Origin of the sequence: Clostridium intestinale DSM 6191 (assembly GCF_900130055.1) — a bacterium.
GTDB classification, from domain to species: domain Bacteria; phylum Bacillota; class Clostridia; order Clostridiales; family Clostridiaceae; genus Clostridium_T; species Clostridium_T intestinale.
Map to the genome: position 1 here is coordinate 22,171 of NZ_FQXU01000008.1, position 14,588 is coordinate 36,758.

General features: G+C 30.9%; 12 protein-coding genes. 11 read left to right on the forward strand and 1 reads right to left on the reverse strand.

The genetic code is table 11. The annotated features are described in order from the left end of the window. Positions 1-345 precede the first annotated feature (345 nt). The 5 genes from BUA92_RS12895 to BUA92_RS12915 all read left to right on the forward strand — a co-directional run bounded on the left by BUA92_RS12895 (position 346) and on the right by BUA92_RS12915 (position 7,181). Positions 346-1,425, forward strand: coding sequence for a BMP family lipoprotein (locus BUA92_RS12895; RefSeq protein ID WP_073020086.1), 1,080 nt, complete (start codon positions 346-348; stop codon positions 1,423-1,425). Positions 1,426-1,509: 84 nt separating this feature from the next. Next, positions 1,510-3,051 carry an ABC transporter ATP-binding protein gene (locus tag BUA92_RS12900; protein WP_073020087.1) on the forward strand — a complete coding sequence of 514 codons (1,542 nt, stop codon included), beginning with the start codon at positions 1,510-1,512 and terminating at the stop codon, positions 3,049-3,051. Next, the gene (locus BUA92_RS12905; protein ID WP_073020088.1) at positions 3,044-4,141 is read left to right on the forward strand and encodes an ABC transporter permease; all 1,098 of its coding nucleotides are present in this window, start codon (positions 3,044-3,046) and stop codon (positions 4,139-4,141) included. The genes BUA92_RS12900 and BUA92_RS12905 overlap by 8 nt, the downstream gene beginning before the upstream one ends. Continuing rightward, a complete protein-coding gene (locus BUA92_RS12910) occupies positions 4,134-5,066 on the forward strand; it encodes an ABC transporter permease (RefSeq protein WP_073020089.1) in 933 nt (310 codons plus the stop codon). The genes BUA92_RS12905 and BUA92_RS12910 overlap by 8 nt, the downstream gene beginning before the upstream one ends. A gap of 273 nt (positions 5,067-5,339) precedes the next feature. Continuing rightward, complete coding sequence (locus tag BUA92_RS12915; RefSeq protein WP_073020090.1) at positions 5,340-7,181, forward strand: APC family permease; 1,842 nt, start codon at positions 5,340-5,342, stop codon at positions 7,179-7,181. A gap of 39 nt (positions 7,182-7,220) precedes the next feature. Here BUA92_RS12915 and BUA92_RS12920 read toward each other — a convergent pair whose 3' ends face one another. Beyond that, a complete protein-coding gene (locus tag BUA92_RS12920; protein WP_073020091.1) occupies positions 7,221-8,969 on the reverse strand; it encodes a GGDEF domain-containing protein in 1,749 nt (582 codons plus the stop codon). A 180-nt stretch (positions 8,970-9,149) separates the two neighbouring features. Between BUA92_RS12920 and BUA92_RS12925 the strand changes: the two genes are divergently transcribed. The 6 genes from BUA92_RS12925 to asrC all read left to right on the forward strand — a co-directional run bounded on the left by BUA92_RS12925 (position 9,150) and on the right by asrC (position 14,296). Next, positions 9,150-9,917 (forward strand): formate/nitrite transporter family protein, encoded by a 768-nt coding sequence (locus BUA92_RS12925; RefSeq protein ID WP_073020092.1) that lies wholly within the window; start codon positions 9,150-9,152, stop codon positions 9,915-9,917. A 59-nt stretch (positions 9,918-9,976) separates the two neighbouring features. After that, complete coding sequence (locus BUA92_RS12930) at positions 9,977-10,666, forward strand: Crp/Fnr family transcriptional regulator (RefSeq protein WP_139259343.1); 690 nt, start codon at positions 9,977-9,979, stop codon at positions 10,664-10,666. A gap of 63 nt (positions 10,667-10,729) precedes the next feature. Then, complete coding sequence (locus BUA92_RS12935) at positions 10,730-11,494, forward strand: formate/nitrite transporter family protein (protein WP_073020093.1); 765 nt, start codon at positions 10,730-10,732, stop codon at positions 11,492-11,494. Positions 11,495-11,515: 21 nt separating this feature from the next. Further along, positions 11,516-12,523 (forward strand): anaerobic sulfite reductase subunit AsrA, encoded by a 1,008-nt coding sequence (gene asrA, locus BUA92_RS12940; RefSeq protein ID WP_073020094.1) that lies wholly within the window; start codon positions 11,516-11,518, stop codon positions 12,521-12,523. Further along, positions 12,524-13,318: an anaerobic sulfite reductase subunit AsrB gene (gene asrB, locus BUA92_RS12945; RefSeq protein WP_073020095.1), complete on the forward strand. Its 795-nt coding sequence runs from the start codon at positions 12,524-12,526 to the stop codon at positions 13,316-13,318. It begins immediately after the preceding gene. 15 nt (positions 13,319-13,333) lie between these two features. Then, positions 13,334-14,296: a sulfite reductase subunit C gene (gene asrC / locus BUA92_RS12950; protein WP_073020543.1), complete on the forward strand. Its 963-nt coding sequence runs from the start codon at positions 13,334-13,336 to the stop codon at positions 14,294-14,296. Positions 14,297-14,588: the final 292 nt, after the last annotated feature.

Sequence of the window (14,588 nt, forward strand, 5' to 3'; positions counted from 1 at the left end):
GGTATAAATATTAATGGATAAATGAAATTTATATAAAAAAATCTAGAAATTTTTTTGAAAAAATATAGTTTTTTAAAGAATTATTAAAATAATAAAAAGACGTACGTAAATAGCCTATTATATTAATAATAATTGCTTTATGTTAAGATTTAATTAATTTTCATATGAAAATATATGTGAAAACCTAGGTATTTTATTGAAAAATACGAACATTAGGATTAAAGTGTACAATTTTTTTAAATAAAAATTAAAATTAATGGTAATTTACAATAAATTATCATTGACTACAACCAATTACTGTAATATATTTAAGGCGTAAGCGATAACACATTGGAGGTATGGAATATGAATAAAAAACTAATTTCTTCCATTTCAGCGTTAGTTGTAGCGACTACATTATTTGCAGGCTGCGCTAAAACAGATAATGGAGCTGCTAAAGGTGGAGACACTAAAACTATTAAAGTAGGTTTAACAACAGATGAAGGTGGTTTAAACGATAAATCCTTCAACCAATCAGCTGATACAGGTATAAAGAAAGCTGTTGATGAATTTAAGGTTGGATATAAACCAATAGAAGCTAAATCAAAAGATGACTATGAATCAAATCTTGATGCTCTAGTAGCAGATGGATCAGACATAGTGTTTGCAATTGGATATCAAATGGAGCAAGCAATGACAGCTGTTGCAGATAAATATCCAGATACAAAATTTGCTATAATTGATACAGTTGTTGATAAGAAAAACGTTGTTTCTTATAACTTTAAGGAACAAGAAGGATCTTTCTTAATGGGAGTAATCGCAGGAAAGATGACTAAAACAAATAAAATTGGATTTATAGGCGGAAAAGACCAAGTTCTTATAAATAGATTTGAAGTTGGTTTTGCAGCTGGAGTTGAATCTGTTAATCCAGCAGCTGCTGCTGAATTAAAGAGCAGAGGAACTGTAGTTTATGCTGAAAGTTTTGGAGATACTACATTAGGTAAAGAAGCTGCTAAAAACCTTATGAACAAAGGTTGCGATGTTATATATCATGCAGCAGGTGGTGTTGGAGTAGGAATGTTCCAAGCAATCCAAGAAGCTAAAAATGCAGGTAAAGAAGTTTGGGGAATCGGAGTTGACATGGATCAAGCTAAGACTCTTCCAGAGTATGCAAACATAATACTTTCTTCAATGATTAAGAGAGTTGATACAGCAACTTATGAAGGTACTAAGAGTGTTGTAGATGGTAATTTCAAAGGTGGCACTAGTGTTAACTTAGGAATTAAAGAAGGAGCTATTGATATAGCTGAAACTTCAAGCAAAAACACTCCTAAAGATGTTTTAGATTTAGTTGAAAAATATAAAACAGCTATAAAAGATGGAAAAATAACTGTTCCTTCTACATTAGAGGAATTAAAGAGTTTCAAACCAGTAGAAGTTAAATAATTGGTTTATTTTGTAAGAGCTAGATAAGCGGTTGTCTAGCTCTTATGAGCCTCAAAAAGTTTTTATGAATGGGAGAGATTTAAATTGGCAAAAGTGGTAGAGATGAAAAACATTACTAAGATATTCCCAGGTACCGTTGCAAATGATAGTGTTAATTTTGATTTAAATAAGGGCGAAACTCATGTGTTATTGGGAGAGAATGGTGCAGGAAAAACCACTTTAATGAACATTTTATATGGCCTTTATCAACAAGAAAAAGGTGATATTTATGTTAATGGGAATGCTGTAAAAATAAACAACCCTAATGATGCAATAAGCTTAGGTATAGGTATGGTACATCAGCATTTCATGCTTGTTAATAATTTTACAGTTGCAGAAAATATAGTTTTAGGAACTGAACCTAAAAAAGGCTTAAAAATAGATATGAATAAAGCCATAGAAGACGTTAAGGAAGTTTCTAAAAAATATGGATTTAAGATAAATCCTAATGATGTTATAGAAGATATAACTGTTGGTCAACAGCAAAAAGTTGAAATAATAAAAGCTCTTTATAGAGGAGCTGAAATACTAATATTAGATGAGCCTACAGCAGTGCTAACTCCACAGGAAATAGAGGAGTTAGGTGTTATTATAGATAATTTAAAGAAGCAAGGGAAATCGGTAATACTTATAACTCATAAACTTAAAGAAGTTATGAGCATGAGTGATAGGGTAACTATAATAAGAAGAGGAAAAGTTACTGGTACTGTTAATACAAAAGAAACTAATATAGATGAACTTGCAGAATTAATGGTTGGAAGAAAAGTAAATTTGGTAGTTGAAAAGAAAAAAGCAGAAGCAGGAAAAGAAATTTTTAACGTAAAAGATTTAAAAGTTAACGATCATAGAGGAGTACCTGCAGTTAAAAGTTTAAATTTAAGCGTACGTGCAGGGGAAATTGTTGGTGTAGCTGGAGTTGACGGGAATGGACAGTCTGAATTTATAGAAGCTGTTACAGGGTTAAGAAAGGCAACATCAGGTAGTGTTTTAGTTAATGGAAAAGATGTATTTAATAAAAATGCTAAAGCAATTATGGAATCAGGCGTAGGTCATGTTCCAGAAGATAGACATAAAAGAGGACTAATACTAAAGTATTCATTATTTGAGAATTCAATATTAGGACTTCATACAAAAGCACCTTTTTCTAAGGGTATTGTTATGAATTATCCAGAAGTTAAAAAACATTCTAGAAAATTAATTGAGGAATTTGATGTTAGAACACCTAATGAAGAAGTTACAGCTGCATCATTATCTGGTGGAAATCAACAAAAATTAATAGTTGCTAGAGAAATATCTAAGGAACCAGATCTACTAATTGTATGTCAACCTACAAGAGGTCTAGATGTTGGCGCAATAGAATACATACACAAGAGAATAATTCAAGAAAGAGATAACGGAAAAGCTGTTCTTTTAGTTTCTTTAGAGTTAGATGAAATATTATCACTTTCAGATAGAATAGCTGTAATGTACGATGGACATATAGTAGATGTGTTAGATAGAGAAGATGCCACAGAACAGAAGCTAGGAGTACTTATGGCAGGTGGTAGTTTAAAGGATAATAAGAAAGAGGTGGAAACTCTTGAGTAATAAATCAGATAATCAAAATAAAATATTTCAATTTATAAAACCTGTACTTTTCCCTCTTTTTGCTATAGTAGTATCTATGTTTGTGGCTACTCTGTTTGTAATGTGGGCAAAGGGATATTCTATATTAAACTATTTTCAAGCATTTACTGATCTATTCGGAACTGTATGGAAAGGTAGTTTCGGAAGTCAGATGAATACATTAAATACAATATTTTATCTTACTCCTTTAGTTTTTACAGGGGTAGCAAATGCAGTTGCATTTAAAACAGGACTATTTAATATAGGGGTAGAAGGACAATTCTTAGTAGGGATGCTAGCAGCAGCTTTAGTAGGAGTAATTCCAGGATTGCCTGCAATCATACATGTACCTTTAGTAATATTAGCTGGTATTTTAGGTGGAGCCATATGGGGGTCTGTGCCTGGATTCTTAAAAGCTAAAATTGGAACTAATGAAGTAATTAATTCAATTATGATGAACTATATAGGTCTTTATCTTGTTAACTTTGTTATACTTAGAACTCCTTTTGGTGTTCCAGGAAAAAACTCATCACCACTAATTCAAGATAGTGCAAAAATAGCTAGATTTGTTGACAAATATCAAGCTAATTTCGGTATAATAATTGGTATTGTAGTGGCTATATTTATAACTTGGTTTTTATGGAAAACAACTACTGGATATGAGTTAAGAGCCGTTGGTTTAAATCCATCAGGTGCTGAATATGGCGGAATAAGTATATCTAAGAACATGGTGTTAGCTATGGTCATTTCAGGAGCTATAGCTGGACTTGGAGGAGCTACTCATTTGGCTGGTGGAAAGTATTATATGGATGACTTTAGTGTGCTTCCTGGATATGGATTCACAGGAATGGCAGTAGCACTACTTGCAAAGAGTAATCCTATAGGATGTATATTTGCAGCAGTTTTATTTGGAGCTCTTGATGCTAGTTCAAAGACACTTCAATTGAATGGTATTCCAAAAGAAATTGTTTATTTAATACAAGCAATAGTAATAATATTTGTTGCTACAGATTATATAGTTAAATATTATGCAGAAAAGAAAAAGAAGAAGGAGGCAATGACAAATGGCTAGTGTTAATGTTGTTTTAGAACTTTTAGCCTCCACTTTAGCGTTAGGAACTCCACTTATATTTGCTGGACTCGGAGGAGTTTTTTCAGAAAAATCTGGAGTTGTTAACATAGGACTTGAAGGTATGATGATAATAGGAGCTTTTTTTGGTGTATATGGTTCCCATATTACTGGAAGTGCACTTATAGGTGTTGTAATTGCTGTTATAGCAGGTGGCATTGTTGCTCTGATTCATGCGTTTTTAAGTATAACTTTAAAAGCAGATCAGGTTATTTCAGGTACAGCTATAAATTTATTTTCTCAGGCATTAGCAGCATTTTTAATATTTAAGTTGTTTGGCAAAGGTGGTCAAACAGAGTCTGTTAATGGACTAATATACCAAGTCTCTTCCACAGTTAGAGACATACCTATAATAGGAAAGTTTATATCTGAGCTAAACTGGTTTGTTTATTTAGCTATAATTGCAGTTATAGCAACTCATTTTATAATGTATAAAACTCCATGGGGATTAAGAATAAGATCTGTTGGAGAACATCCACAAGCAGCCGATACTTTAGGTATAAATGTATTTAAAGTTAGATATATATGTGTAATGATATCTGGTATGTTAGCAGGTTTAGGAGGAGCAGCTTTATCCTTAGGAAGTACTCCTTTATATAGAGATGGAATGGTTGCAGGAAGAGGGTTTATAGCATTAGCAGCTTTAATCTTTGGTAACTGGAAACCTGTTGGAACTCTATGGGCATGTTTACTATTCAGCTTTGCAAATGCATTACAACTAAAATCACAACTATTAGGATTAAATCTTCCTACTGAACTATACTCTGCTTTCCCATATGTATTAACAATGATAGCTTTAGCAGGATTTGTTGGTAAAACAAGAGCACCAGAAGCAAGTGGTGTTCCATATGAAAAAGGAAAGAGATAATATTTTGTAATTTAATCTGTGAAATAAGGTGTTTATATACCTTGTTTCACAGATTTTTTAATTTATAAAAATATTTGATATATAGATGGTGATTTTAAGGGCTTTTTAGGTTAGTAGGGTGAGGCTAAGGTATTTATAGTTAAAATGCTCAATGATGTATTGATTTTCGTGGGTTTAGATTGATCAGATGATTTTGAAGGAATAAACAATAGGTGCTAAAATTTGATGATCTCATAAATTTAAATATTAACTACTAACGGGGGTTATATTAATATGTTCAAACTAAAAAGATATCTTATCGGTGAACCACTTAAATCATCGCAGCTCCATCATGAAAAGTTCACAGTTTTTAAAGGGTTACCGATATTATCATCTGACGCAATATCATCTGTATCTTATGCCTGTGAAGAAATATTGTGGGTAATGGTTCCTATACTAGGGCTTGCATCCTTTCAATATTTAACTTATGTAGCTTTTGCAATAATAGCTTTGCTTAGCATATTAGTTTTTTCATATAGACAGACTATAGATAGTTATCCTAAAGGTGGAGGATCTTACATTGTTTCAAAAGAAAATCTAGGAGAGATTCCAAGCTTAATAGCGGGAGCGTCCTTAACAATAGATTACATATTGACAGTTGCAGTAAGTGCTACCGCTGGTGTTGCAGCAATTACATCTGCAATTCCAAGTCTACTTCCTATTAAAATTGAACTTACTATAATTATAATAATATTAATGACTGTAGGTAATTTAAGAGGAATAAGAGAATCAGCTAAGATATTTAGTCTACCAGCATACTTATTTATAGGAATGACATTTCTTATGATAGCTGTAGGACTTTTCAAATACTTTATATTACATATAGAACCTAAAAATGTAGATGTTGTAGCATCTCAAATGGGTGATTTAACTTTAATATTATTTTTAAAAGCCTTTTCAGCAGGGTGTACAGCTTTAACAGGTATAGAGGCTGTTAGTGATGGAGTTCCAAACTTTAAAGAGCCTGCAACTAAAAATGCTAAGAAAGTATTATATCTATTATTTATAATAGTTGTACTTATATTTGGTGGAATGTCTTATTTATCAAGTATATATCATGCGGTTCCAAACTTTGATAGGACTGTAATATCTCAGATAGCAGCTCAAGTTTTTGGACAAAATACATTTTTATTTTTTGTTATGCAATTTGCAACAACTTTAATTCTTATTATGGCCGCTAATACTGCTTTTTCAGATTTTCCGCTATTACTTTCTTTTATTGCAAAAGATGGGTATGCACCTAGACAATTTGCTAAAAGAGGAGATAGATTAAGTTATTCTAATGGGATAATACTTCTTGCAGTATCTGCAGCAATATTAGTTATAATATTTAAAGGAGAGAACCATTTATTATTACCATTATATGCGGTAGGTGTATTTGTATCATTTACTTTGTCACAAAGTGGGATGGTTATGAGGTGGTTTAGAACAAAATCAAATGGATGGAGGCATAAAGCTTTTATTAATGGGTTTGGTGCTGCAATAACTTTTATAACTGCTGTCGTAATTTCAGTTAATAAATTCGTCCATGGAGCTTGGCTTATATTTATATTGGTACCGACATTTATACTCTTAATGAAGAGAATAAAGAGGCATTATAGAAAGGTTGCTAAACAGTTAAGTTTAGATAATAATTATTTCCCTGAATTTAATGAAAAAGTTGCAAAAAGATTTATAGTTCCAGTAGGTGCTTTGAATGAAAGTGTTGTAAAGACTGTAAATTTTGCTAAATGTTTATCTAGTGATATAACAGGATTCCATATATCTGTAGATGATTTAGAGACAGAAAAATTAAAAACTAAATGGGAAAAATATTATAAAGATATTCCTTTGGTTATTAAAAAACATGAGTATAGAGAAGTTGTTGAGCCATTAGTTGGCTTTATAGAATCGGATGAATTCTGTACAACAGATAAGGATATAGTAACAGTAGTAATTCCTCAATTTACTTCACAAAATTGGTGGGGAGAAATATTGCATAACCAAACTGCGGTATTTTTAAAGCAAACTCTTCTAAAGAGACCCAATATAGCAGTTATAACTGTTCCATTTATAATAAAAGCAGAGAAGAAATAAAATTAAAGCTATTAATGCTGTAAATAGTATTAATAGCTTTTACATTTGATTTATTATATAAGAACTTCCTTCTATTTTTTTTGCCTCCTTTTTCATCGATGACATAAACATAGCTAGTTCTTCTGTGTTATTGAAATTATTTATATTTCCAAAGAAGCCACCTATAGATATTGATGTAAGAGGAAAGATATCTTTATTACCAGCTCTATTGTAGCATTCTATATATTTATTTTTGGAGTCTTTTTCGTTAAAAAAATTCACTACCCCTAAATCAAATTCTGATATTATATTTTCACATAAAAGGTTACACTCTTCTAAGGAGCTTTCAAACATACAGATAAAATCATCACCGCCAATATGTCCAACAAAGGCTTTATCAGAAAACGATTTATGACTTTCTCTTTCAATCAATTTAGCTGTATATTTTATTATTTTATCTCCATTTTCAAATCCATAACAATCATTATATACTTTGAAATTGTCTAAATCTAGATAAAGAACACAACAAAATAAATTCGACCTCAGTGAATCAGATAATATTTTTTCAATTAAGGCATTACCTGGTAGCTCTGTTAGTGGACTTAAATGTCTAGCATAGTTATATTCTAGCTGAGTAGTAAAATCAAGCAAGGATTGAATTGTAACTACTCCATAATATTTATCATTTTTAGTTATAATTATGTAATCATAGATATTATCACTTTTACGAGTCATAGAGATTCTAGAAACATCATATACAGAGGTGAAATAATCTATGATTAAAGGATTTGTATCCATAATTAAGCGAACAGGTCTTTTTGAAAATACTGCAACACCAAATTGAGTAGCTAATACTGAGTCTAGAGAATATTTCATAACCAAACCTTTGGGTATATTATCTTCAACTATTACAACACCTGATAATAAATTGTTATCACAATAATCCTTAATTGATTTACAGGAACAATTCATAGGAAAAGCTTTATCTATTCTAGCTATTTCCCCTATACAATGTGAATAGATTTTTGTTATATCGATATTTTTATTGTTGTTACAATTAATAATAAAATCTTTCAAGGTTTTAGGAAGAATGGCTAGTTTATTAGAGGGTTTACCTAAATAATAACCTTGCCCAGCAAAAACACCTAAAGAGATTAAGGTTTCTAATTCCTCTTTAGTTTCAATTCCTTCAGCAATGACCTTTATATTAGTTGAGTTAGCGAACTTAACAAAACTTTCAATAAGCTTTTGTTTAAAAGAATCAGTATCAATATTCCGTATAAAGTACATATCAATCTTTATATAGTTTGGTTTTATTTCTGTTAAGGTCTTTAAGCCAGAGTTACCTGTTCCCAGGTCATCAAGAGCTATCTTATATCCGTGATCAATATAATCATTTAATGAAGCATTAAATTCATCATAGTTTGTTATATTTGTATTTTCGTTTATTTCAAAAACTATATTGGATGGCTGTATTTTTTTAGATCTTAAAAAATCATTTAATATATATTGTTTGAATGCTGTATCTTCAAAAACAAGAGGATCAACATTTATAAATAAGAGAGTAGATGAGCCTATATCTTTTAAATTATGACTAGTATTCTTTTTACAAAGAAGTTCTAATTCAGCGGTTTTATTATAATCTTTAGCTACTTCAAAAAGGCTACTTGGAGCATGGAGAGGGGAGTTTACAGGACCTCTACTAAGAATTTCATATCCAACAACATCTCCATCTAAAAGAGAAACTATTGGTTGGTAAAGTGTAAAAATACTATTAGTATTTAATATTGAAGTTAATTCATTTAACATTAAACAGCCTCCAAGATATATATTAAGTAAAATATATCATAAAGGTGTAAAAAGTAATGATATTTAAATTAAATTGAGGTTAAATGTTTCACTAACATATGATACAATATATATGCTTAAATGAAAATGATTATCAAAAATTCCCATTATTAAGAATTAATACTTAGGAGGTAAAGTGATATGTACGGGGAAGAAGTCAACAAGGTAGCAGAGACGTCAATAAAAAAAGCTGAGTTTTTAAAAAAGGGGAAGTTTGGATATCTGCTATTAGCTATGCTTGCAGGCTTATATGTTGGATTAGGAATTATGCTTATATATACTATTGGAGGATATTTAAGTGCTGCAAACTCACCAGCAACTAAAATAGTTATGGGAGTAAGTTTTGGCGTAGCATTAAGTTTAGTGATTATGGCTGGGTCAGAATTATTTACAGGAAACAGCTTTGTTATGATGATAGGGTACTTAAAAAAGAGTACAAGCATCAAAGACGGATTAAAGATATTATTATTTAGTTATTTAGGAAATCTTATGGGATCTATAATTGGAGCTTTTGCTTTTTACTCAGCTGGACTAGCTAAAGGATCTATAGGGGAGTTTATTGTACATACATCAGAAGTTAAGATGTCTCTACCAGTGCATGAATTATTCGTTAGGGGAGTCTTATGTAATATATTAGTTTGCTTAGCTACTTGGTTTACATACAAATTAAAAGAAGAAACTGCAAAATTAATTATGATATTTTGGTGTTTATTTACTTTTATAACAGCAGGATTTGAACATAGTATAGCAAATATGACTTTATTTTCAATAGCTTTATTTATTCCTCACGGAGACATAGTAAGTTTAGGTGGAGCTATATATAATCTTGGATTTGTAACCTTGGGAAATTTTATAGGTGGAGCTATAATATTAGCAGTGCCTTATTACATTGTATCAAAAGAAAAGTAACAACCATAAGATTTAATATGATATAATAAATCTTATTAAATTTGATGGGAATGATTATAGTGAATAAGATAAGTGTGGAAGAACTTAGAGAATTAGAACTATTTAAAAATCTTAAGACAGAAACTCTTTTAAAGCTTAGCACTATAGGAATAAAAGTAGCTGCTAAAAAAGGGCAACATATTTTTAGAGATAAAGAAGAAGTAAATACAGTATACATAGTTTTAAAAGGAAAAATATCTTTATATAAATTATCAGAGAACTCAAATAAAAAGGTAATATTTATTTTAGGTAGAGATAAGATAATAAATGAAGTTATCCTAGATGATTTACCATCTTCAATTAATTGTGAAGTTTTTGAAGAGGGAGAACTTTTAACAATTAATAGACTGGATTTTTTAGAGTTAATGAAAGAAGATTTTGAACTTACAATATCGGTGGTTAATTCACTATCTATAAAGGTAAGAAGACTATACAGACAACTTAAGAATACAACTCCATTAAAGATAGAGAAAAAGGTTGCAGCTAAGTTGTGGAAGTTAGCTAAAGACTATGGAGTAACTACTGAGGATGGAATTTTAATAGATCTAAATATAACAATAACATATTTAGCAGATTTATTTGGAAGCCAGAGAGAAACAATATCTAGAGCATTAGGGCAATTAGAAGATTTAAAACTTATAAAATTTATAAACAAAAAAATAGTTATAATAGATAAAGATAAACTTTCATATTTTTTTAAGGGATTGTGATAAAAATCACAGTCCTTTTTTGTGCTCTCTTTTAAAATTAAAGTTAAGAAGGGGAGATGAAAAATGTTTAGTGAAGAAATTAACAAAGTTGCCCAAGCGGCTAAAGCAAAAAGTAATTTATTGAAAAGTGGAAAGGTGAAGTATTTATTATCATCAATGCTTGCAGGTCTATACGTTGGACTAGGTATTATGCTGATTTTCTCAATTGGAGGAATATTAGCTTCAGCGGAATCACCATTTACTAAAATAGTTATGGGATTAAGTTTTGGAGTAGCACTTAGTTTAGTAATAATGGCAGGTTCAGAACTATTTACTGGAAACAATTTTATTATGATGATTGGAAGTTTAAAGAAGACTGTAACATTAGTAGATACTATTAAAATCTGGATTTTTAGTTTTATAGGAAATCTTTTAGGATCAATTATTGGTGCTTATGCATTTTATGCAGCAGGACTAGCTAGAGGACCTGTAGGACAATTTATACTTAGTGCTTCAGCAACAAAGATGGCTTTGCCTATTCATGAATTAATTTTTAGAGGAATCCTATGTAATATCTTAGTTTGTTTAGCTATTTGGTGTTCTTTTAAGATGAAAGAAGAGACAGGAAAATTAATAATGATATTCTGGTGTTTATTTGCATTTATAACTACAGGATTTGAGCATAGTGTAGCAAATATGACGCTTTTATCAATAGGTCTATTTATTCCACATACAGCAGCAGTTAGTTTAAGTGGATTTATATATAATCTTTCTTTTGTTACTTTAGGAAATATGATAGGTGGTGCACTGGTACTAGCTATACCTTATTATCTAATATCAAAAGAATAAAAGCCTTAGGAGGAGTAACTTATGGGATTTAAAATGAACATCGATGGATTTAATATGTTTTTAGAGAAAATTTCAGGAAAGTATGATGTGTTTGCGCCAACAGTACTTAAAGGGAAAGGAACTTTTTCGGATACTGATATAGTAAGATATGCCCAAGTAACAGATGTCAGAGATGTTGAATTCGAAAAAAAATCAGCTTTTTCTTATAAAGAAACTTTATTACCTATAACTCAAACTATGTTCTACTTCACTGAAGATCAGTGGATAGAACCAAAAGAAGAGGAAAAAGGAGCAATAATTTTCTTAAGAAGCTGTGATATGCACTCAGTAAAAAGAATTGATGACATATATTTAAGAAATGGAGCAGTAGATCCTTACTATAAGAGATTAAGAGATAAAGCTAAATTCGTATTAATAGGATGTGAAAAAAGTTTTGACAACTGCTTTTGTGTAAGTATGAACACTAATAAAACTGATGAACAAGATGCTTACATAAAATTAGATGGAGACATGGTTATATTTGATACAAATGATGGGGAGTTAGAACAGTACTTAGAAAATATAGAGATAGAAGAAGTAGAAGTAACTCCAGACTTTGTAGAAGAAAATGAAACTAAAGTGGATATTCCAGATGATTTAGATCTTAAAGTAATGAATTCATCAGTATGGAAAGAGTATTCAGCTAGATGTATAGCTTGTGGAAGATGTAATTTTGTTTGCCCAACATGTACATGTAACACGACACAAGATATATTTTATAAGGATAATCCAAAGGCAGGTGAAAGAAGAAGAGTTTGGGCTTCTTGTCATGTAGATGGATTTACAAATATGGCTGGTGGACATAGCTTTAGACTAGATAAAGGTCAAAGAATGAGGTTTAAGGTTTTACACAAGGTCTATGACTATAAAAAGAGATGGGGATACCATATGTGCGTAGGCTGTGGAAGATGCGATGATATTTGCCCAGAATATATTTCTTTCTCAAACTGTGTAAACAAACTAGAAAAAGCTATGGAAGAGGTGCGCTAAATGGAAAACAATGTGTATATGCCTTTTAAAACAGAGATATTAGATATAAAACAACATACTGATATAGAATATACTTTTAGATTATCTTTTGCTGGTGATGTTAAACCAGGACAATTTTTTGAATTATCACTTCCAAAATACGGAGAAGCGCCTATATCTGTATCAGGAATTGGGGACGGTTATGTAGAGTTAACCATAAGAAGGGTTGGAGTAGTTACAGACGAAATCTTCAAATACCATGTAGGTCAAAATCTATTTATGAGAGGACCTTATGGTAATGGATTTGAGGTAGAAAACTATGCGCAAAAAGAAATAGTAGTAGTAGCTGGAGGAACTGGACTATCCCCTGTTAAAGGAATAGTAGATTACTTCTCTAAAAATACTAGTGAAGCTAAGAACTTAACCTTAGTATCAGGTTTTAAGTCTCCTAAAGACATTTTATTTAAAGATGATATAAAAGAATGGGAAAAGAATATAAACTTAATCATTACTGTAGATGGAGCAGAAGAAGGTTATGAAGGTAAGGTAGGATTAGTTACAAAATACGTACCTGAACTTGAAATAAAAGATATAGACTCTGTACAAGTTATAGTAGTAGGACCTCCTATGATGATGAAGTTTACCGTAGCAGAATTTTTAAAACTAGGAATTAAAGAAGAAAACATTTGGATTTCTCAAGAAAGAAAAATGTGCTGTGGAGTAGGTAAGTGTGGACACTGTAAAATTGATGACACTTACATATGCCTTGATGGACCAGTATTTAATTATTCAAAAGGTAAATCTTTAATAGATTAAGGAGGGGAAGTTATGATAGATATAAATACAAAAGCTTTAAAAAAGAATGCATTTAGAGTTACTAAAAAAAGAGGATTAACTGCCTCAAGAGTAAGAGTTCCAGGTGGACATTTAAAGGCTGAATACTTAGGCTTAATCCAAGAGATTGCAGATAAATATGGTAACGGAACTGTACATTTAACTACAAGACAAGGTTTCGAAATACCAGATGTAGATATGGAAGATATTCCAGAAGTAAATGAACTTCTTCAACCAATAATTGAAGGTTTAGAAATAAACCAAGAAGTACCAGGAAAGGGATATACAGCAGCTGGAACAAGAAACGTATCCGCATGTATAGGGAATAGAGTTTGCCCTTTTGCTAATTATGATACTTCAGGATTTGCTAAAAGAATAGAAAAAGATATATTCCCAAATGATCTTCACTTTAAAGTTGCTTTAACAGGATGTCCTAATGATTGTATGAAAGTTAGAATGCATGACTTCGGAATAATAGGAATGACAGAGCCTCAATACGAATCTTATAGATGCATAGGCTGCCAAGCTTGCGTAACTAACTGTAAGAAAAGAGCAACAGGAGCCTTGAAATTCGAAAACTTTAAGGTTGTAAGAGACCATGAAAAATGTATTGGTTGCGGAGAATGTGTAGGTAAATGCCCAACAGGAGCATGGACAAGAAGCGAAAGTAAGTATTATAGACTAGCTATCATGGGAAGAACAGGTAAGAAAAATCCTAGATTAGCTGAAGACTTTATAATATGGGCTGATGAAGATAGCATAAGAAAAATAATAATAAATACTTATGCTTATGTTACTGAATATATAGATAAAGATGCTCCAGGTGGAAAAGAGCATATAGGATATATTATCGATAGAACAGGATTTGAAGAATATAAAAAATGGGCTTTAAAAGATGTAGAGCTTAATGAAAAAGCTGTAATGAAAGAGAATATATACTGGAGTGGAATAAGATATTAATTTAAGGTCAGTCTCTAATGAGGCTGACTTTTTAAATGGAAAAGTGAATAATGAGTGAGAAGAAAAAGTAGACTACCTATTGAATAGTTGAATAGCATCCTTGGAATTTAACAGGAATATAATGGATGATATAAATTTAGTAGAATAGTATTGACAAGTTTATTAGTGAATGCTAATATTTATTTAAACGTTTTATTAATACTATTTAGTAATATTATTAAAGTAAATATAAGGATTGTTACTCTCTTAGAGGCATTACCAAAACGACAATTATTTTGTCTTGTTTTGAATA

What these genes read in the sequence shown, in the direction of transcription:
- BUA92_RS12895 (WP_073020086.1), top strand. Translation starts at nt 346, where the DNA reads ATGAATAAAAAACTAATTTCTTCCATTTCAGCGTTAGTTGTAGCGACT.
- BUA92_RS12910 (WP_073020089.1), top strand. Translation starts at nt 4,134, where the DNA reads ATGGCTAGTGTTAATGTTGTTTTAGAACTTTTAGCCTCCACTTTAGCG.
- BUA92_RS12915 (WP_073020090.1), top strand. Translation starts at nt 5,340, where the DNA reads ATGTTCAAACTAAAAAGATATCTTATCGGTGAACCACTTAAATCATCG.
- BUA92_RS12920 (WP_073020091.1), bottom strand. Translation starts at nt 8,969, where the DNA reads ATGTTAAATGAATTAACTTCAATATTAAATACTAATAGTATTTTTACA.
- BUA92_RS12925 (WP_073020092.1), top strand. Translation starts at nt 9,150, where the DNA reads ATGTACGGGGAAGAAGTCAACAAGGTAGCAGAGACGTCAATAAAAAAA.
- BUA92_RS12935 (WP_073020093.1), top strand. Translation starts at nt 10,730, where the DNA reads ATGTTTAGTGAAGAAATTAACAAAGTTGCCCAAGCGGCTAAAGCAAAA.
- asrA (WP_073020094.1), top strand. Translation starts at nt 11,516, where the DNA reads ATGGGATTTAAAATGAACATCGATGGATTTAATATGTTTTTAGAGAAA.
- asrB (WP_073020095.1), top strand. Translation starts at nt 12,524, where the DNA reads ATGGAAAACAATGTGTATATGCCTTTTAAAACAGAGATATTAGATATA.